This is a genomic window from Paenibacillus sp. RC84 (assembly GCF_041260495.1).
Taxonomy (GTDB): domain Bacteria; phylum Bacillota; class Bacilli; order Paenibacillales; family NBRC-103111; genus Paenibacillus_F.
Genome location: NZ_JBGBYL010000004.1, coordinates 443,845 through 463,278 on the forward strand (window position 1 = coordinate 443,845; position 19,434 = coordinate 463,278).

The following is a 19,434-nucleotide window of genomic DNA, read 5'->3' on the forward strand; positions in this document are numbered from 1 at the left end:
TTTGTGACAAAAAAAAGAAAGGAGGCAAAAAAAGTTTTCGCCTCCTTCCTCAGGGGTAACTCTATAGACGGATTCCGTGCAGCTTATCCGGATTGCTGACTATGAACAGGCGGTCTATCCGGCTCTGTTCCCAGTCCCACGTCATGCTGACCGCAAGAACCGGACGCTCGTCGCGAAGGAGGACGAAGCCCAGCTCTCCGTTGATCCGGGCGGGGAGCAGGGAGCCGCTGAAATAACCGCGCGGCCATATGCCTTCGAACAGCGCCCGGATCCGGTGCGAGCCATAAATGGGACGCAGCGCGCAGCGGACTTTGCCGCCGCCGTCCGTAACCAGAACGGCGTCCGCAGTCATTTGAGCGATAAAGTCTGCGAAATCGCCTGTTTTGGCCGCGTCGAGAAACAGCTTCACAAAGTGTTCTTCCCGTTCGCTTTTGTGAAGGGGCTCCGCCTCCTTCCGGACAAGCTTCGCTTTGACGCGGCTGTAAATCTTGCGGCAGTTGTCCTCGGACTTCTGGAGGGTATCTCCAATCTCCCGGTAACTGTATTCGAGCGCTTCACGCAGGATGAACACCGCACGCTCAACCGGATTAAGCCGCTCCATCATGACGAGCAGCGCGTAGGAGACGGTTTCCTCCTGCACTATCCGTTCGGCGGGGTCAAGACCCGGTTGAACGGATACAGGCTCCGGAAGCCATTCGCCGGTATAGATTTCTCTGCGGCTGCGCGCGGATTGGAGAAAGTTGATACAGCGGTTGGTTACCGCTTTACATAAATAGGCTTTCATATTCCCGATACGGACCAGATCCTGCTGCTGGATCTCCAGATAAACATCCTGGATGATATCTTCAGCATCGTTCAGGGTTCCGAGCATCCGGTAAGCGATGGAATAAAGAAGAGAATGGTACTGCTTGTACAAGGCTTCCGTCATGGAACATAACCCTCCGTTTTCCTCAGAACCTGTTCTTTTCTTTATCCTACCATCTCTGCGGATTTCAGTCTCTAGGATAGACATGACCGCAGCAGTCGATAGACGGGTTCGGCAACTCTTTTTTATCCCACGAACTTCCAGCATCTTGACTTTACGTTTTCGGAAATTTATTATATGAACATATACTCATATTTTGCATACTTTATAAAAAACGTTTGTTTGGAAAGAAGGAATGGAGATGGAGGAGCACCGCGTAAAAGGTTTATCCTGCGCGAACTGTACACGCGAGCTGGAAGAACAGATTCAGAAGCTCGAACACGGGGCGAAAGCCAGACTCAGCTATAACAGCGGCAAGCTGACCGTGGACAGCCGCATATCCATGCCTGCCGTCGAGAAAATTCTGGGCAATGACGGGGCTTATCTGGTCAAATCCCAGCCTGCGGCCGGGCATACGCACGAGGGGCATGGGCACAGCCATCACGGCCACTCACACGGTCACGATCATGATCACGGAGGGCAATCCAACCGGGCGATTACCCGTAATCTTATCGTTTCGGCTGTGCTTTTCGCGATCGCGTTTTTCACGGACGGACGGGTGCCGGGCTATGTATCCATCCCCTTGTATCTGATCATTATGGCACTGAGCGGCTATATGACGTTCATCAAAGGCGCTAAAAACTTGTTCCGCCTGAAATTCAATATTGATACGCTGATGACTATCGCGCTCGTGGGAGCTATCGTGATCGGCGAGTGGAAGGAAGCGACGCTTGTCGCCATCCTGTTCGGACTGAACGAGCTGTTGGAAGGAATGGGGATGGAGAAAGCCCGCCGTTCCATGGAAACACTGCTTCAAGTGGCTCCGAAAGAAGCGGTGCTGCTGACGGACGGCCAAGAAACGGTCGTCCCGATCGCGTCTCTTAAGATCGGAGATCTCGTTCAGGTCCGCTCCGGGCAGAAAATTCCTTCCGACGGCATCGTGGAAGAAGGCAGAAGCTCGGTCAACGAAGCCGCGATAACCGGCGAATCCCTACCGGTGGAAAAAGCGCCCGGCGAGAAGGTGTTCGGGGGAAGCATCAACAACGAAGGGCTGCTTAAAGTCCGCATCGAGAAGGCGTATCAGGATTCTTCATTGGCGAAAATCCTGCATCTGGTCGAAGAAGCCCAGGAGACGAAAACGCCGACGGAGCTGTTCATCAACCGCTTCGCCAAGTATTACACCCCCCTCATCATGATCATTTCGCTGCTCGTTATCGTCATCCCTCCGCTTTTCCTGGGGGGAAGCTGGTCGACATGGCTTTATCAGGGGCTGGCCGTTCTGATCGTCGGCTGTCCGTGCGCCCTGATTTTGTCCTCGCCGATCGCCATCGTATCCGGCATTACCCGCAATGCCCGCCACGGCATTCTGATCAAAGGCGGCGTGTTCCTGGAGCAGCTGGGCAAAATCGATACGCTTGCGTTCGATAAAACCGGCACGCTGACCAAAGGGGAGCCCCACGTGGAGAAGTCCGTGGTGCTGGATGAGCGCAAGTTTTACCCCGCCGCCGCGGCTATCGAGAAATCTTCCTCGCATCCTCTCGCCAAAGCGATCATGAAGGAGATAGAGGCGAAGGGCATCCGGGCCGAAGAAGCCGACTCTATCGAGACGGTATCCGGAAGGGGAGTGGTGGCGAGCTTCAAAGGAGAGCGATACTGGCTCGGCAACGAGAAGAGCATGGAACATCTGCGGATTCCGGAAGATATTCAGCAGCAAATCGACTCGTTGAAGGAAGAAGGACTTACTTTAGTTATAGTCGCCGATAACGAAAAGGTGCTCGGTATGTTCGGAATATCCGACGAGATCCGGGAGGAAAGCCGCGGAGTGATCGCCGCCCTGCATAAAGCGGGCATTCATAAAACGGTTATGTTGACCGGAGATCATCAGAAAACCGCGGAGAAAGTCGCCAAAGCTGTCGGTGTAAGCGAGTATTACGACAGTCTTCTTCCCGAACAAAAGGTCGACAAAATCAAGGAGCTCGCCGCCGAGGGTACGGTAGCCATGATCGGGGACGGCATCAACGACGCTCCGGCACTCGCTTCCGCCCAGCTCGGCATTGCGATGGGCAAAGGAACCGACAGCGCGGTGGAAACCGCCGATATCGTGCTGATGCAGGATCACCTCGGCAAACTGCCCGAAGCTATCTCCGTGGCGCGGCAGGTGAACCGGGTGATCAAGATGAACATCAGCCTGGCGCTCGGATTGAAAGCCATCGCCCTGCTTCTGACTATTCCCGGTCTGCTGACCTTGTGGATCGCCATATTGTCGGACATGGGAGCCACCATTTTCGTAACGCTGATCAGCTTGACCGTTCTTATCGAGAAGAAGCCCTCTTCTTTATCTTAACCAATAGAAGAAAGTGCTCCGCACCGGGTGCGGGGCACTTTCTTCTTGCGCAGCGGAGAAGGGACTCCCTTAACCGTAATGTTTTTGATATAATAAGCCGTATGGAAACGAAGGCGGTGAATGGATCATGCAAAAACCAATCGAAGACCTCTGCGACGAATCCTGCGCGGGGACGGAAACGGACGGGACTGCTCTGGAGCATGCGAAGATGAACGAATCTATGGCCGTCAACATGGCGGAGATGTTCAAAGCTCTCGGAGATCCTACGCGCGTCAAAATCATATATGCGCTTTCCCAGCAGGAATTGTGCGTTCACGATCTGAGTGTCGTGCTTGAAATGGGACAATCCGCCGTCTCACATCAGCTCCGGTATTTACGGAATGTCCGGATCGTTAAGCGGCGCAAAAGCGGCAAAACCGTCTTTTACTCATTGGACGACGATCACGTGAAAGAAATTTTCCGCCAAACCCTCCAGCATCTCGCGCACGTATAAAAAAACAGAGTATCTATTCTCCGGAAATAGATACTCTGTTTTTTGTCGTCAGGGGGAAGGTGATCATGACCTCCGATCCGGTGCCGACTTCGCTGGAGAACCGCATTTTGCCGCGCATGGCATCGATCAGACGGGTCGTGACCATCAGGCCGAGCCCGGTCCCCTTGCTTTTCGTCGTATAGAAGGGCGCCCCCAGTCTTTCGATTTCTTCCTTGGTCATACCGCTGCCGTTATCGGTGATCGTAATGATGGCTTTATGCTTCCGAACATAACCGCAAATGCGGATCAGACCGTCCGTTTGGGTCGATTCGATTCCGTTTTTGATCAGATTGACGAACGCCTGCTTGAGCTTGGAAGAGTCTCCTTCGATAAAAATATCGTCCTCGCAGGAAAGTTCGATTACGGCTCCCGACATGCTGGCATAAGGTTCAAGCATCGTCACGGCCTGCTGAAGCGAATCGCCGAGATGGATGAGGCCCGTTTCCGTCAATTCGGGTTTGGCGAAGAGCAGAAACTCCGAGATAATCTTCTCGGCCTGGTCGAGTTCTCCGATGGCGATGTTTAAGTATCGGCCGAGCTTCTCGTCGGCTTCCTTCTGGGAAATCTGGATATACCCGCGCGTAACTTGAAGCGGATTTCGGATCTCGTGAGCGACACTGGCGGCCAGATCGCTGAGATGCTGCAGCTTCTCGGCTTTCTGGATTTCGATACTCATCTGGTCATGCCGGAGCATATGCTGAAACCACAGGATGAGGAGCACCGGCAGCAGAAGCTGTACGGTCACGAGAAGACTTACTTGCGGCAGCAGGTCCTGCCAGATAAAATCGTGATGCGAGACGATGTAAGACAGCCAGATAAGCAGAGCGGCAGCGCCGATGCTTGTGTATAAGAGCGACAGGGCGATTTTTTTTCGCGAAGGATATTGGTAGAAGTTACGGGCTCGCAGCAGGATGGGAAGAAAACCCGCCGCATAGAGAATGACGTCCGAAATTCCGAAAGACGGGAACATGATCCCATGAAAAATCAGCATCATCCCGAGCGCCGTAAACCCTCCGTAATACCCTCCGTACATAAAAGCGAGCAGAAGAGGAACGCCTCTTAAATCCCAATAAAAATCAGGAACGAGATACATGACCGGATAGCTTATACTGAAAATCCCGGAAAACCCCATCAGGATTCCCATCAGAAATCGGTTTCGTTTTTTTTCTCTTTTGTAAAAACGCGTAAGCATAAAAATCTGGTAAATATGAGGGGGAAATGTCATGATGAATAAATGGACAAGGATATCTTTCACGGGCCGCACTCTCTTTCTAAAAGAAAAAAGAACTCAGATTCCTATTATGGAGTTCTCTGGCAGATAATGCAATAAATAATGATGCCAATTGAGCGGAAACTCATCAAAAGTTGGTGAACATGGAGGAATATTTCACCAAGTTGTTGAAATCTTTAAGAATAAGCCGGAGGTGCTGAGATTGAAAATTCTCGTCAGCCAGCCTAAGCTGGAGCGGAACCTGGAACAACTGCAAGCGGAATTGATGAGGTATCCCGACATAACTGCGGCAGTTTTCCCCGAAGGATACTTACATACGAATCTATCTCTGGCGTGTGAGCTTGCGGCCCGTACGCGTACTCTACTTATAAGCGGTTCGAAAAATCCGAAAGACCGGGCCGTTATCATAAACCGGGAAGGGAAAATCGCGATGGACCGGGCCAAATACAGCGGATATGAATCCGTAAAGGAAGAAGGGCTACTCATCACCCCGATTTTGTGTGACGAACTGGTACTGCGGGAGGTGGAGGAAGCGATCAGCCCCCGGACCGATTTGTTTGTTCAGCCGATCGGCGTCGGCATGTTCAGTGAAGAGCAGTTCGATGAATGGGTTGCAAAAGCGAAAGAAATCGCCTCTCGGCATCATGCCATGGTCATCGGGACGAGTCATGCGGACGGATCCTTTCGCGGCAGCGAAGTTTCACTGCCTATCGCGTATTGGATAGACCGGGACGGCGAGCCTCTGTTCATTTCCAAATGCGATGTGCGCAGCCGTGTTGTGGATCTCCGTACCAAAGAAATCAGGGTCTGCGAGCCTGCCGTAAAGGAGGATGTCTCGTGAGGACGGATAGAGAAGCTTTGAAACCTGAAGTGGAGGCTTACCTCAACCGAATCGGTTACGAAGGGCCGCTGGACGGCAGTTATGAAGCGCTGGCTTTGCTGCAGGAGCAGCATCTGCACACCGTTCCGTATGAAAATCTGGATATCCTGAACGGTATTCCGCTGTCTCTGGACATAAAGCATCTGCGCCACAAAATCGTCGAGCGGCGGCGGGGCGGCTACTGCTTCGAGCTGAACGCCCTGTTCGGCTGGCTGCTGCGCCAGCTCGGTTACCCCGTGACCGATTATGTCGCCCGGTTCTGGCGAGACGAGACGCAGCTGCCGCCCAAACGCCGCCATCACGTATTGAAAGTGGAGGCGGAGGGGGTCAGCTACTTATGCGACGTAGGTGTCGGGGGCATCGTCCCCCGGAGACCGGTCCGTCTTGCCGAGAAGCTGGAACAGCGGCAGGGCGGGGAGTTATACGCCATGGAGCGGGACCCCGTATTCGGCTGGGTGCTGAGCGAGAACCATCACGGCAGTTGGAGGCGCATTTACTCGTTTACCGAGGAGCCGCAGCTGCCCAAAGATTTTGTCATGGCCAGCTTCTGGTGCGAGCACAGCCCGGACTCCATTTTCACGAAGGATGCGATGGTAGCCGTACGGACCCGTGAGGGGCGCAATTCGGTCTCCGGCAAGGAGTTTAAGCTGTTCACGCCAGAAGGCGTGCGCACGTTCGTGCCCGAAAACGACGCGGCCTACAAGGAAGCTCTGCTTAAATATTTCGGCATTCCTCTGGAATAAAGCTTGCATAAATAAGCTTCGTTGTGTATAGTCATTCCTAAGTTAACCAATTGAATATGTTGGGAATAGGTGCCCAGCCCCTCGGGAGCTGGAGCTTAAAAGGGAAGTCCGGTGAAAAACCGGCGCGGTCCCGCCACTGTAACAGAGGAGTCAAGGCGATTATGCCACTGGTCTTAGACCGGGAAGGCAGCCGAAGATGATGATTCTGGAGCCAGGAGACCTGCCTGTTCTGACAGCACTGCTTTACCTACGGGAGATAGGGAGGTGTTAAAGTACGAGCCGCTGATTATACAAACAGAGGGCGTCTTTATCCTTGCATGCTTCGGGGATAATGACGTCCTTTTCTTATTTTTCGCGTACAAACAAGCAAATGAAACAGAGAACTTATGCAAACATCCAATTCAAGCCACTATCAGGAGGTCAAGATCATGAACGCATTGAAAAGCAGCAGTTTGGGGTACCCGAGGATCGGAGCGGGACGTGAATGGAAGAAGGCGCTGGAGTCTTTCTGGGCCGGTAAAATCGGGGAGCGGGAGCTGACGGACAAGCTGACCGAGGTCCGTTTGGGAAATCTTCGCATTCAGCGGGAGAAGGGCATTGAGCTTATCGCGGTCAACGATTTTTCGGGATACGACCACGTACTGGATACTTCCGCGATGTTCGGAATCGTCCCGGAACGGTTTCAATACGAGGGCGGTGAAGTATCTCCGGGCACCTACTATGCGATGGCTAGAGGCGAGGACGGGGCGGCTGCATGCGAAATGACGAAATGGTTTAACACCAACTATCATTATATTGTGCCGGAACTGCAGGGCGCGAGGCCCGAACTGGTCGAGAACAAGCCTCTCAAAGCTTACCGCGAAGCCAAAGAAGCGCTCGGAATCCAGGGCAAGCCCGTGCTTCTCGGACTGTTTACGTTTTTGAAATTGTCCAAAGGGTACTCCGAGACGGAAACCGATGCCTGGATCGACCGGCTGCTTCCGCTGTACGGCCAAGTGCTGCGAGAGCTGGAACGGGAAGGCGCCGAATGGGTGCAAGTGGACGAACCGGTGCTTTCGACAAACGTATCCGCCGAGGATATGGAACGGATTGAAGCGATCTACAAAGCACTGGCAGAGGCAGCGCCGAAACTGAAAATTATGCTCCAGACCTACTTCGAATCCGTGGAACATTACAGTAGGGTTGTGCAGCTGCCCGTAAGCGGGATCGGGCTTGATTTCGTACACGGCGGTGAGAAGACGCTGAAGCTTCTGAAGAGCGAAGGATTTCCCGAAGGTAAAATTTTGGGAGCGGGTATCGTGGACGGCCGGAATATTTGGCGTTCCGATCTGAAGGAGAAGCTGAATACGCTTCGCGGCATTTTAGCCGTGGTTCCCGAAGAGCGGGTGATCGTCCAGCCATCTTGCAGCCTTCTGCATGTGCCGGTGTCCACCGTTCACGAAGATAAGCTCGATCCGGTGCTGAGAGACGCTCTTGCCTTCGCCGACGAGAAGCTGGAGGAAATCGTCCTGCTGTCCAAGGCGGCGGTATCCCAAACGGCGGACACCGCCGAAGCGCTTCAGCGGAACGAAAAAGCGCTTGCCGCCCTCCGATCTTCCGAAGCTCGCGGCAACAAAGCCGTCCAGGCGGCCGCTCTGCAGCTTCAAAAGGTGCCGGCGGCACGCGGCGCGGATTTCGGCGAGAGGCGGGCCCTTCAGCGCGAGAAGTGGCAGCTGCCATTTCTCCCGACCACGACTATCGGAAGCTTCCCGCAGACAGCGGAAGTCAGACAGGCGCGGTCCAAATGGAGAAAAGCGGAATGGACGGACGAGCAGTATAAAGCGTTTATCCGGAGCGAGATCGATAAATGGATCAAGCTTCAGGAGGAGCTGGATCTGGACGTCCTCGTTCACGGGGAATTCGAACGGACGGACATGGTGGAATTTTTCGGCGAAAAATTGGACGGCTTCGCCTTCACGCGCAACGGCTGGGTGCAGTCCTACGGCTCGCGCTGTGTGAAACCGCCGGTCATTTACGGCGATGTGGCTTTTACGCAGCCGATGACCGTCGAGGAAACCGTCTACGCCCAGTCGCTCACGACACGTCCCGTCAAAGGGATGCTGACCGGACCGGTTACGATTCTTAACTGGTCATTCGTCCGGGACGATCTGTCCAGAGACGTAGTCGCCTATCAGATTTCGCTCGCGCTGGAGAAAGAAGTGCAAGCACTCGAAGAGGCGGGAATCGAAATGATCCAAATCGACGAGCCCGCTGTCCGTGAAGGCCTTCCTCTTAAGAAAGATGAGCACCGGGCTTATCTCGATTGGGCGGTCAACGCTTTCCGCAGCACAACGTCGAACGTGCGGGCCACGACGCAAATTCATACCCATATGTGCTACTGCGAATTCCACGACATGATCGGGTCTATCCGCGATATGGATGCCGACGTCATATCCATTGAAACTTCCCGCAGCCACGGCGAGCTGATCGAAAGCTTCGAACAGCACACCTACGAGAAGGGAATCGGGCTCGGTGTCTACGACATTCACAGTCCGAGGGTCCCTTCCGTCGAAGAGATGGTAAGCATGATCGAGCGTGCGCTGCGCGTACTCGACCCGCAGCTCTTCTGGATTAATCCCGATTGCGGCCTCAAAACGAGAGGCAGCGAGGAAACCGCAGCAGCCCTGCGCAACATGGTTGCGGCCGCCAAACAGTGCCGGGAAACAATGGCCGTTTCTCAAGCTTAACCGAGCAGATCAAGGTTGGCTGCAGATGCTTACGGACATAAGCCGTCCAACAATCCGAGCCTTCGTCCGGTGCAAACCGGGCAGGGGCTTTTTTTTACATTAGCGCGAGAAGAAAATAGGAACGTGAGTTTCCAAACCGTTGGAAGAAACCCATAAACATGGTAAGATAGAAAGATAAACGGCAGAAGGTAAGACCGTCATTCAGGAGGTATAATGGCAAAGGCAAAAGTAAAACGTCCGACCCGGGATGAGTTCGAGCTGGAAGAACTCGGTAACCGGCTGGTGGAAGCGAAGGACGAGGATTCATTAATTCTTCTCACGGTATGGGGCTGGGAGGAGCAGGTCTACGGCAGAATTACGGTCATGGATCCCCGGACGAGACTCGTACACGTTCAGGACGGCGAACAGCTGACGAAAGTTCCTTTTATGGACATTATGCAGGTGGATAACGCCTGATTAGCCTTAGAAGCATCCGGCAGGGTGCTTTTTTACTTTGTGCGGAACGAATAGAATGAGGTCACTCTGGAGAAGTTAGGAGAATATTGGTAAAAGGAGCTAATCCACGTGAACGAAACGAATTCGAGATCAGCCGCCGCTTTCCCCCAGTTTCCGGAATCGTACTGGCTGGCTTCCGCCCAAATTCCCTCCTATTCCAGGCTGAACGAAAATATCCGGGTAGACGCCGCTATCGTCGGCGCCGGAATAACCGGTCTGACGACGGCCTACCTGCTGGCCATGAAAGGCTTGAAAGTCGCGGTTCTGAACGCGGGTCGCATTTTACACGGGACGACCGGATATACGACCGCCAAAATTACAGCCCAGCACGATTTGATCTACGATCAGTATATTTCCGACTTTGGCGTAGAAAAAGCGCGGCTGTACTACGAGGCGAACCGAGACGCTCTTCAGTTCGTCCGTCATCTGGTCAAGGAGCACCACATTCAATGCCAATTTGAAGAACAGGATGCCTTTGTGTACACCGATACGGATTCTTCTCTGCACAAAGTGTTCAAAGAATACGAAGCTTACGAGAAATTGCGAATCCCCGGCAGCTATGTAGAAAAAACCGATCTCCCTTTCGAAACGAAAGGGGCGGTCGTGATGAAAAATCAGGCCCAATACAACCCGGTCCCGTTTCTGACTCATCTGGCTGAAGAAATCGTGCGCAAAGGCGGGCGGATTTACGAGGAAACCACCGTAACCGGATACGAGCCGGGGAGTCCCTCCGTTCTCAAGACAAGCGGCGGGTTTACCGTCAGCAGCTTGCATGTCGTATCCGCTTCTCACTTTCCTTTTAACAACCTGCACGGGCTGTATTTCGCGCGTCTTTACGCAGAGCGTTCTTATGTGCTCGCGGTCAAAACGGACAAGCGTTATCTCGGAGGCATGTACCTCAGTGCCGATAAGCCGAAGCGCTCCCTGAGGTCCGTGCTGATTAACGGCGAGCCGATGGTGATCGTGGGCGGAGAAGGCCACAAGACGGGCCAGGGCATCTGCACGTTCCAGTATTACGAAGCGCTTGAGAAATTCGCGAGAGAAACCTTCGGGGTGAAAGAAATCGCGTACCGCTGGTCGGCTCAAGACCTGTACACGCTGGATACGATCCCGTACATCGGACAGGAGCTGGATGACGTTCCGAATCTGTACGTCGCCACGGGCTATAAGAAGTGGGGAATGAGCACGGGCGTTGCCGCCGCCCAATTGAACGCGAAGCTCATTCTCGGGGAAGAGAGCCCCTACACGGATTTGTTCTCGCCCTCCCGGTTTCACGCGAACCCGTCGATTAAAACCTTTGTGGTGGAAAATGCGAACGTCGCCAAAGAGCTTATCTCCGGCAAGCTCGAATTTCCCACGAAAGAAACCGGCGAACTCCGCGAGGATGAAGGATCCGTCGTACGGGTCCGGGGGAAAAGAGCGGGCGCTTACCGCGACCGCGAAGGAAGCCTGCACGTGGTCGACACGACCTGTACGCATTTGGGATGCGAAGTGGACTGGAACGCGTCCGAACGGACATGGGATTGTCCCTGCCACGGCTCCCGTTTCGCCTACACGGGCGAAGTCATCGAGGGGCCCGCTTTGAAGCCGCTGGCGAAAGTGGAACTGGATGATTAGAAGGCGGAATGCCCAAAAAAACCGCTCCGGCTAGGAACGGTTTTTTTGGCGTGTTTTCTCATAGAAGCTTGCGGCGGGAATCGTGACACTTAGAAGTAATCCGAGAAATAAGGCTGCTCGTTCGTAATCAGCTTTTCCAGCAGCTGAACCGACTCTTTGTCCGCGTGAAACCGGCGTATCCGCTGCAGGTAAGAAGGCCGCTTATAGCTCATCAGCATCGTGGTCAGCGTCTGGATATCGAAGGAAGCGGAAGGAGTTCCGCCCCCGTCGGCCAGCCGGCCTTGACCTTCTTTGTCCACTGTCAAAGTGAACGTACCCTGATTCCATTCCAGCATGGGATCATGCAGGTTGAAAGTTAACTTGCATTCTTCCCCCTGCGCCTGGAACGGATACTGTTCAATGAACTGGCTCACATCCACGATCCTCGCCATGAAATAAGGCGCAATCGTTTCTTTGATATCCCCGTCCTCCAAGAGGAAGGACATCGGTTCGTCCTTGTAGGTATGGCCTTTTACATAGGTGACCATGGAGAAATGAGCGCTTATGAAATTCCACAGGCCCGTCCGGGCTTCTTCATCAAGAAAAACCATTTCTTTCATATGAAAAATTTCGCCCGCAATCCAATACAGCAAAAACCCGGAAGGCTCATGATCCGCATCGTAATAAATGGCCACGGTCATGTCGTCGAGATCCCAGCGCAAATATTCTTCCCAGGCCAAATTATTCCGCAACATGGCGGCGTGGTTCTGTAAAGCGAAGCGTTGATACACGGTTTTGATATCGGGGTGTTCGATCGTCACCCGTTCCACATTGCCGGGGACCGTTTTCAGCTTCGGCAGCTGCGTGTCTTTGACTTCGAACGAAATTTTATCGGAAATAATTTCCCAGCCTTTGCGGCGGTAGTACGGGATGGAGTACGGGTACAAATACGAGATAGACTGCCTGCGTCCTCGCATGTTCGTAAGAGCCTGCCGCATCAGTTGGTTCATAAGGCCCATATTGGCGTATTCGGGATAAGTGCCGACGCCCGTCAAACCGCCCATATCGTATATCCGGCCGAAAATATTCACTTGAAACGGGTACACGGCCAGCTGTGATATCAGCTTGTCTTCATCAAACCAGCCGAGGACATCGGCTTGCTTCAGCACCGGAAGCTTCGCCTGGGCGATTTCGCGGTCTTCCCAGCCGAACGTTTGTAAATCATGGTTCGTAACCTGGAACACATAACGGAGCAAATGGTTGAACTGTTCTCCGTGCTGGGGTTCCACGCTCTTCATTTTGAGTCTTTCCTGCAGTTTCCGGCGGCTCATGGTCGTACCTCCGTATCGGGCTTTCGTTATAGGGATCCCATTAGGATGCAGGGACTCCCAATTTTCAGCTTACCCTTTTCATCCGGGGAGTAATCAGCATCGAAAACGCGCGCGCAGAGAAAAAAGAGGCCGCGAAGGGTTAAAATTCAAGGTACGAAACGACAACGGAGGCGGCAAAACCGAGTACGGCCGCAATAAAATAGAAGGAACGGAAAGCGTGCAGGAGAGGTTTTTTGTCGGGTTTGTGAGAGAAGTACTCCTCGGCGTCCGGAGGGTGTATGTACCTGTCTTCCGTATGAGTCAGATTAAACCTCGTAAAAATGCCGCTGGTGCATCCCCAGATTAACAGGGAAATAATGGAGCCGATGAATAAATCATCGGAAAGAGAGCCGGCCATTCATTAACCTCCTAACGGACAATCATTTTTTCCGATTATAACAAAAAAACGTGAGTTCGGTGCTTTATCTTACCAAAAAAAGCCTCCAGAAAGGTCTGAAGGCTTACCGAATTTGGGGGACTGACTGATCTCCCAGAGGCTCTCATCATAAAATGCAAGCGGGAGATCCTCCCGCCCGATCAGGTCGGACTCGCAGGGGGAATTAGACCGGCCGAAGGGCAGGCCATTCCAGCTCAATGCCGGCTTTGGCCAGGTGCGACTGGAATTTGGCCAGTTCGTCAGGATTGCCGCGAAGCTCGCTCGGCGTCATGCCGTTGTCGATGCAGTAGGCGGCGCAGTATCCGGCCGCTTCGCCGATATTCCACTCGACGGGATGAAGCCGGTAGCAGCCGTTCGTGATATGCGTGACGCCGATGTTTTTGCCCGCGGCCAGCAGGTTGCGCACGCGTACCGGAATGAGGCTGCCGAGCGGGATCTGAAACGGCAGGGACGAGACGTCGATATACGGACGGTTCTCCGTGCTCGGATGCAGATCGATGCGGTAGCAGCCGATTCCTACGCTGTCCGCGAACGCTTCGGCCCGGCCGTCGGGTCTGCAGGCGGTGGCGACGTGCTGCTCCAGCACGGTAAACTCCGCTTTGATCCGCCGCGACTCGCGGATGTAAGGATACATCGCCAGGCCGTCCTCCGTGCCGACGACATCTTTGCGCAGACGCAGGCCGGGGTAGCCGGTGCCGCCGTCCGGACGGGGCGCTTCTGTCTGCAGCCAGTACAGGAGAGAGAGCGATAGCTGCTTGGCCTCGTACAGATGCTTCTGCTTCTCTTCTTCGGGAACGTCGATAATGGAACCGAGCCAGTAATCGTTCTGCGGCCAGTTGACGAGCGAAATGCTGCTGCGGTAGGTTCCTTCGCGGAAGTGCTCCATGTCCGCGATCTGCCGGTACCGGAAGAGGGAGAAGTGTTCGGTCCCCGGAAAAATTTCATACCGGACCGGCTCGTTCGTGGCAGGCTTGACACCTATCAGGCTAAGCAGGCGATCCGGCCAGAAATCCGCTTTGTACGCTTTCCAGAAGTCATACATCTCGGGCTTCTCGATGACGTGATGTTCGCCTTCCAGATGATCCACCGCGAAGCAGTACGTAAAGCCCTGCATATCGCCGGGAAGAGGATCTCCGACTACCGCGTTCGGTTCTCCGGTTTCCGCGTAAGATTCCGCGCCGATCACATACTCTGCCTTTGCCAGCGGCAGCAGATCGCCGCATTCCGTTGCATCCAGGAAGTAAGGGGCCTTCAGGATGGTCAGAGCACCGCTGTCCAGGCTTTTTACTTCAACCGATGTAATCGCGTCCCCGTCCGTTTCCGCATTTACCGGAATGTGCCGGAGCAGGATGGTCACCTGACCGCTGTGAACGTAAGGCGCCAGCATCTGCTGGAGAACGGCAAGCGCCGTTCTCGGTTCATGGCACAACCGGCTTACGGAGCCGCTGCCCGGATTAAGCTCCGTTATCGCTTTGGATTCAGGTTTCATCGGGAAATAATCCCGGTAATAATTGCGGACATCTTCGCGGAACCTGCGGTATGTACGGGTGCAGCCGAATTTTTCGATCCACGGGTGTTCGTCGGGGGGGACCGCCTGACTGGTGAGCTGTCCGCCGATCCACACGGTTTCTTCGGTCAGGATAACGCTTTTACCCGACTCGGCTGACGCAAGCGCTGCGGCAAAGCCGCCGGTGCCTCCGCCTATAATGACGACATCAGCTAGTTGAATGGGTGTCATGGGGGTTAATCTCCTTTGGACAAGGTGGTTGAAGTTTTCATAGCTTTTACGGACTCCTTCGGCTTCGTCTCCGGTTCCTTCGTACTCGAGGACATAGGCGCCGTTATACCCGGCTTCCTTCAGCCTCGAAACGATCACGTCGAGCCGGACTTCCCCTTCACCGGCGAAGACGCCTTCATACGTTTTACCGCTCAGTGCTTTATATCGCCCTTCGGGTGTCTCGGCAAAGTCCTTAATATGTACATGCCCGATGTGAGGAAGAAGAACATCCAGCGCATGGAGCGGTTTCTCATCTACGAGCAGAAAGTTTCCCGTATCGAAGGTCGATTTCAGGGCAGGCGAGCCGACTCGTTTTAAAATCTCGAGGACCTGATCCCCTTTACCGGCCAGCTTGCCGTGATTTTCCAGACAGAGGGTAATGCCCGCTTGTTCAGCTAAAGCCGCCGCTTCCCCAAGGCCGGATACGATCCACTCAAGAGCGGAATCGAACGTATAGGCGTCGGACATATTTCCCGAGAAAACTCGGACAACCGACGTGCCCAGCCTGTCTGCCGTCTCGATCCCGTCTTTTACAACGCGCAGCGCTTCGGCTCTTTCGCCGGGAGTTCCTTTTACGAAATCGTTGCCGACGGCATAGCTGGACAAGGTTATTCCGTTTTCTTTCAAGAAGGCAAGAACCGCCGGAATTTCGGCTTCTTTGTTTTTCCAGAAGACATCCAGAAGTTCGACCTGGCCGATGCCTTCCTGCTGACAAAAAGTGAGAAAATCCAGGACGGTTCCCTGATTTTCACGGGTCGTTCGGTGCATGCTCCACATGCTTAAAGACAGCTTCATCAAGATGTAACCTCCAGGTTGTCGGCCCGCTGCGGGGCGAATTTATTTTATTGTAAAAGGAGAGCCTCCCTCTTAGTAGGTCAATGTCATGACCATTTCTGGTAGTTTGATGCCGACCTGGCCGGAATGCGGTTCACGGCTCGCCAAGTTCCTGCGGAAATTTCCGGGAACCGGGAAAGGAGTCCAAAAATAACAGTCACTTGCTGCATAAGATATCCTATCCCAACAAAGAAAGGGTGTTGACGAATGGGTTACGGTGGATTTGGCCTTGGTACCAGCACAGGTGTTATTCTGGTTCTCTTCATTCTGCTGGTCATTATCTCACGCACTTTCTTGTACTAGACGAAACGCAGTGATCGGAATCCCTGCCGGCCAGGCAGGGATTTTTTTGTTTGTGACTTTAAGCGCAAGCTTCCTGTAGGAAGGATCGATGTGGAAGGTTATGTCATATTTTCTCATCGCGATTTCGGTTTGGCTTTATCAGAAACAGGTTACTAAGTAGAAGAGTTCATTTCCTGAACAAATCAAAGGAGGTTGTCCGATGAAAAAAGACGATCAGCGCGAGCCTGTAAACGAACAAAGCAAGGATAAACAGCTTGAACCCTACAGGGTGGACGACACCGGGCAGAAGTTGACGACCAACCAGGGACTTCGAGTCAGCGAGGATGAGCATTCCTTGAAGGCCGGGGTGCGCGGGCCGACTTTGATGGAAGATTTTCATTTCCGGGAAAAAATGACTCATTTCGACCACGAGCGTATTCCGGAGCGCATCGTACACGCAAGGGGATTTGGGGCACACGGTTATTTCCAGGTATACGAACCTATGACGGAGTATACAAAAGCGAAATTTCTGCAGGATCCTTCCGTAAAAACGCCCGTTTTTGTCCGTTTCTCGACCGTTGCCGGGTCGCGCGGCTCATCCGATACCGTGCGGGACGTCCGCGGCTTCGCTACGAAATTTTACACGGAAGAAGGCAATTACGATCTCGTCGGAAACAACATGCCTGTCTTCTTTATTCAGGACGCCATGAAGTTCCCGGACTTTATCCATGCCGTCAAACCGGAGCCACATAATGAAATTCCGCAGGCCCAATCCGCGCACGATACATTCTGGGACTTCGTGACTTCCAATACCGAGACGGCTCATATGGTGATGTGGGCGATGTCGGACCGATCGCTTCCGCGCAGTTTCCGGATGATGGAGGGATTTGGGGTACATACGTTCCGGTTCGTAAACGAACAGGGCAAAGGGCATTTCGTCAAATTCCACTGGAAACCGCTGCTGGGCGTACATTCCCTGGTGTGGGACGAAGTGCAGAAGCTGGCGGGTAAAGATCCCGATTTCAACCGCCGGGATTTGTGGGATGCCATTGAGACGGGCAATTACCCGGAATTCGAATTCGGTGTTCAGATTATCAAAGAAGAAGACGAATTCATGTTTGACTTCGATATCCTGGATCCGACCAAGATCTGGCCGGAAGAACAGGTTCCGGTGAAAATCATCGGTAAAATGACGCTGAACCGGAATACCGACAATTTCTTCGCGGAAACCGAGCAAATCGCTTTCCATCCGGGACATGTCGTTCCGGGGATTGATTTTACGAACGATCCTCTGCTTCAGGGCAGACTGTTTTCTTATACGGATACTCAGCTTTCCCGCTTGGGCGGTCCGAATTTCCACGAAATTCCGATCAACCGGTCGGTTGCTCCCGTGCATAACAACCAGCGCGACGGCATGCACCGGATGACGATCAACCGCGGTCCGGTCAGCTATCATAAAAACTCGCTGGCAGGCAATTCTCCCGAGCCCGCATCGGAAAAAGAAGGCGGTTACGCTCACTACGCGGAGAAGGTGGAAGGCCGCAAGATCCAGGCGCGCAGCGACAGCTTTAAGGACCATTTCAGCCAGGCGACCTTGTTCTGGAACAGTATGTCCGACGTGGAAAAGCAGCATATCGTGAACGCGTTCCGGTTTGAGCTCGGCAAAGTGAAAACCAAAGAAATCCGCCAGCGGGCCGTCGATATGTTCAGTCAGGTGAGTGTGGATCTGGCGAAGCAGATTGCCGCAGGAATCGGTGCCAAAGCGCCGGAAGACACTTCCGACACCGGCGTGACGCTGTCCTCTCCGGCACTTAGCCAGATGAATACGGTAAAAACGCCTCTGACCCGCAAAGTGGCCGTGCTGGCCGGCAACGGCTTCCGCGGCAAAGAAGTGAGCGGCATGCTCCAAGCGTTGAAGGCGGCCGGTCTCGTGCCGGAAGTGATTAGCGTGCAGCTCGGCACGATCGTTTGCGACGGCGGAAATCCGCTGGAAGTGGATCATTCCCTTCTCACGGCCGATTCCGTGCTGTTTGATGCTGTCTATATAGCGGGGGGACGCCAAAGCGCCGATGAGCTTCTGGCGGATTCCAAAACGGCGGACTTCATCAAAGAAGCCTTCCAGCACTACAAGACCATCGGTGCTGTAGGTGAAGGCACGGAGCTTCTCGCCGCAGCGGGAATCGCCGGATCGGCTGCCGGTAGTCCGCCGGCCACGGCCACGCCGGAAATTCAGCCGGGCGTGCTGGCGGCGGATCGCGCGGATGAAGCAGCCGGCTTCAGCCGTGATTTCGCGGCTGCCGTCGCCCAGCACCGCCACTGGAACCGCAGCCTGCAATCGCAGGCGAAATAAGGCGAAGGAAGCTCAGCTTCGACAAGGCCTCGCTTGCAAGACCCCTGACAATTCAGGGGTCTTTTTGTTTTTATTTGTCATGAGGGTAATGAAAATAAAATTATGGCTTGCTAAAACTAATGGTATTAGTTATTATAAAACTAACAAGATTAGTTTTGAGAAGCGGAGGAACATTTCAATGAAAATAACTCGTGAAGGCGATCTTTACCAACTGGCTTTTTTACCCCGGATGTTTCCGGTAAACTGTTACCTGGTGGAAGAAAAGGACGGATTAACGCTCATAGACGCGGCGATGCCTTTCAGTGCCAAAGGCATTATGAAAGCGGCCGGCGGAATCGGCAAACCGATTAAACGGATCGTCCTGACACATGCGCATGAGGATCATGTCGGCGCTCTCGACGAGCTTAAGCGTCTGCTGCCTCAAGCGGAGGTATTTATCTCCGCCCGTGACGCACGCCTGCTCAAGGGAGACGCGACTCTTGATCCGGATGAGCCTCAGATGCCGGTGCGCGGGGCCGTTCCGAAGAAAGTGACGACCGTCCCCGACGTGCTGCTGAAGGAAGGTGACCGGATCGGTTCCCTGCTTGCTCTGTCCACACCGGGTCATACGCCGGGTTCCATGAGCTTCCTCGATGTCCGCAGCAATGCCGTCATCGCGGGCGATGCCCTGCAGCTCAGAGCGGGGATAGCGGTTTCGGGTCAAGTTAAACTGTTTTTCCCGTTTCCGGCTCTCGCTACCTGGAACAAACACGAAGCGCTGGAAAGCGTCAAAAAGCTTCGCGGCTATTCGCCGGCTCTGCTTGCGGTCGGTCATGGAGCAATGCTGCCCGACCCCGCCGCCAAGCTGGATCTGGCCATTGCCGCTGCCGAACGCAATCTCGCCCCCTCGCTAAACGGAAGGAGATCTCATTAA

The 19,434-nt window shown here is 53.8% G+C and carries 15 protein-coding genes, 1 pseudogene and 1 riboswitch; of the genes and pseudogenes, 10 read left to right on the forward strand and 6 right to left on the reverse strand.

Features of this window, described 5'->3' with window-relative positions; all coding sequences use genetic code 11:
• Positions 1-61: 61 nt before the first annotated feature.
• The gene (locus ABH899_RS12245; protein WP_369996414.1) at positions 62-928 is read right to left on the reverse strand and encodes an RNA polymerase sigma-70 factor; all 867 of its coding nucleotides are present in this window, start codon (positions 926-928) and stop codon (positions 62-64) included.
• A gap of 238 nt (positions 929-1,166) precedes the next feature.
• Here ABH899_RS12245 and ABH899_RS12250 point away from each other — a divergent pair, with 238 nt between their 5' ends.
• Complete coding sequence (locus ABH899_RS12250) at positions 1,167-3,308, forward strand: heavy metal translocating P-type ATPase (RefSeq protein ID WP_369996416.1); 2,142 nt, start codon at positions 1,167-1,169, stop codon at positions 3,306-3,308.
• Between the two features lie 127 nt (positions 3,309-3,435).
• Positions 3,436-3,801 carry an ArsR/SmtB family transcription factor gene (locus ABH899_RS12255; protein ID WP_009673801.1) on the forward strand — a complete coding sequence of 122 codons (366 nt, stop codon included), beginning with the start codon at positions 3,436-3,438 and terminating at the stop codon, positions 3,799-3,801.
• Positions 3,802-3,814: 13 nt separating this feature from the next.
• Here the strand turns inward: ABH899_RS12255 and ABH899_RS12260 are convergent, their stop codons facing one another.
• A complete protein-coding gene (locus ABH899_RS12260; protein WP_369996417.1) occupies positions 3,815-5,095 on the reverse strand; it encodes an ATP-binding protein in 1,281 nt (426 codons plus the stop codon).
• Positions 5,096-5,264: 169 nt separating this feature from the next.
• Here ABH899_RS12260 and ABH899_RS12265 point away from each other — a divergent pair, with 169 nt between their 5' ends.
• The 5 genes from ABH899_RS12265 (at position 5,265) to ABH899_RS12285 (ending at position 11,532) form a co-directional block, all read left to right on the forward strand.
• On the forward strand, positions 5,265-5,912 hold the full coding sequence (locus ABH899_RS12265; RefSeq protein ID WP_369996418.1) for a hypothetical protein: 648 nt from the start codon (positions 5,265-5,267) through the stop codon (positions 5,910-5,912).
• Positions 5,909-6,694 (forward strand): arylamine N-acetyltransferase family protein, encoded by a 786-nt coding sequence (locus ABH899_RS12270; RefSeq protein ID WP_369996419.1) that lies wholly within the window; start codon positions 5,909-5,911, stop codon positions 6,692-6,694. Before ABH899_RS12265 ends, ABH899_RS12270 begins: the two co-directional genes overlap by 4 nt.
• Before the next feature lie 50 nt (positions 6,695-6,744).
• Positions 6,745-6,936: riboswitch (cobalamin riboswitch) on the forward strand.
• Between the two features lie 186 nt (positions 6,937-7,122).
• On the forward strand, positions 7,123-9,420 hold the full coding sequence (gene metE, locus ABH899_RS12275) for a 5-methyltetrahydropteroyltriglutamate--homocysteine S-methyltransferase (protein ID WP_369996420.1): 2,298 nt from the start codon (positions 7,123-7,125) through the stop codon (positions 9,418-9,420).
• A gap of 213 nt (positions 9,421-9,633) precedes the next feature.
• Entirely contained in the window at positions 9,634-9,876 is a 243-nt protein-coding gene (locus tag ABH899_RS12280) for a YolD-like family protein (protein ID WP_009673767.1), read from the forward strand.
• A 108-nt stretch (positions 9,877-9,984) separates the two neighbouring features.
• Positions 9,985-11,532, forward strand: a complete 1,548-nt coding sequence (locus ABH899_RS12285; RefSeq protein ID WP_369996421.1) for an FAD-dependent oxidoreductase — start codon at positions 9,985-9,987, stop codon at positions 11,530-11,532.
• Positions 11,533-11,621: 89 nt separating this feature from the next.
• On the opposite strand, the gene ABH899_RS12290 is transcribed toward ABH899_RS12285, so the two are convergent.
• The 4 genes and pseudogenes from ABH899_RS12290 to ABH899_RS12305 form a co-directional block, all read right to left on the reverse strand.
• On the reverse strand, positions 11,622-12,842 hold the full coding sequence (locus ABH899_RS12290; protein WP_369996423.1) for a GNAT family N-acetyltransferase: 1,221 nt from the start codon (positions 12,840-12,842) through the stop codon (positions 11,622-11,624).
• Between the two features lie 139 nt (positions 12,843-12,981).
• The gene (locus ABH899_RS12295) at positions 12,982-13,239 is read right to left on the reverse strand and encodes a hypothetical protein (protein WP_369996424.1); all 258 of its coding nucleotides are present in this window, start codon (positions 13,237-13,239) and stop codon (positions 12,982-12,984) included.
• Positions 13,240-13,441: 202 nt separating this feature from the next.
• Positions 13,442-15,016 (reverse strand): FAD-dependent oxidoreductase, encoded by a 1,575-nt coding sequence (locus tag ABH899_RS12300; RefSeq protein ID WP_369996502.1) that lies wholly within the window; start codon positions 15,014-15,016, stop codon positions 13,442-13,444.
• Between the two features lie 48 nt (positions 15,017-15,064).
• A pseudogene (locus tag ABH899_RS12305) lies at positions 15,065-15,850 on the reverse strand (sugar phosphate isomerase/epimerase family protein); the annotation flags it as partial.
• A gap of 246 nt (positions 15,851-16,096) precedes the next feature.
• On the opposite strand from ABH899_RS12305, the gene ABH899_RS12310 reads away from it, so the two are divergent.
• From ABH899_RS12310 to ABH899_RS12320, 3 genes are all read left to right on the forward strand, one after another.
• Positions 16,097-16,192 (forward strand): YjcZ family sporulation protein, encoded by a 96-nt coding sequence (locus ABH899_RS12310; protein WP_369996426.1) that lies wholly within the window; start codon positions 16,097-16,099, stop codon positions 16,190-16,192.
• Positions 16,193-16,391: 199 nt separating this feature from the next.
• On the forward strand, positions 16,392-18,521 hold the full coding sequence (locus tag ABH899_RS12315; protein ID WP_369996427.1) for a catalase: 2,130 nt from the start codon (positions 16,392-16,394) through the stop codon (positions 18,519-18,521).
• 178 nt (positions 18,522-18,699) lie between these two features.
• On the forward strand, positions 18,700-19,434 hold the full coding sequence (locus tag ABH899_RS12320; protein WP_369996428.1) for an MBL fold metallo-hydrolase: 735 nt from the start codon (positions 18,700-18,702) through the stop codon (positions 19,432-19,434).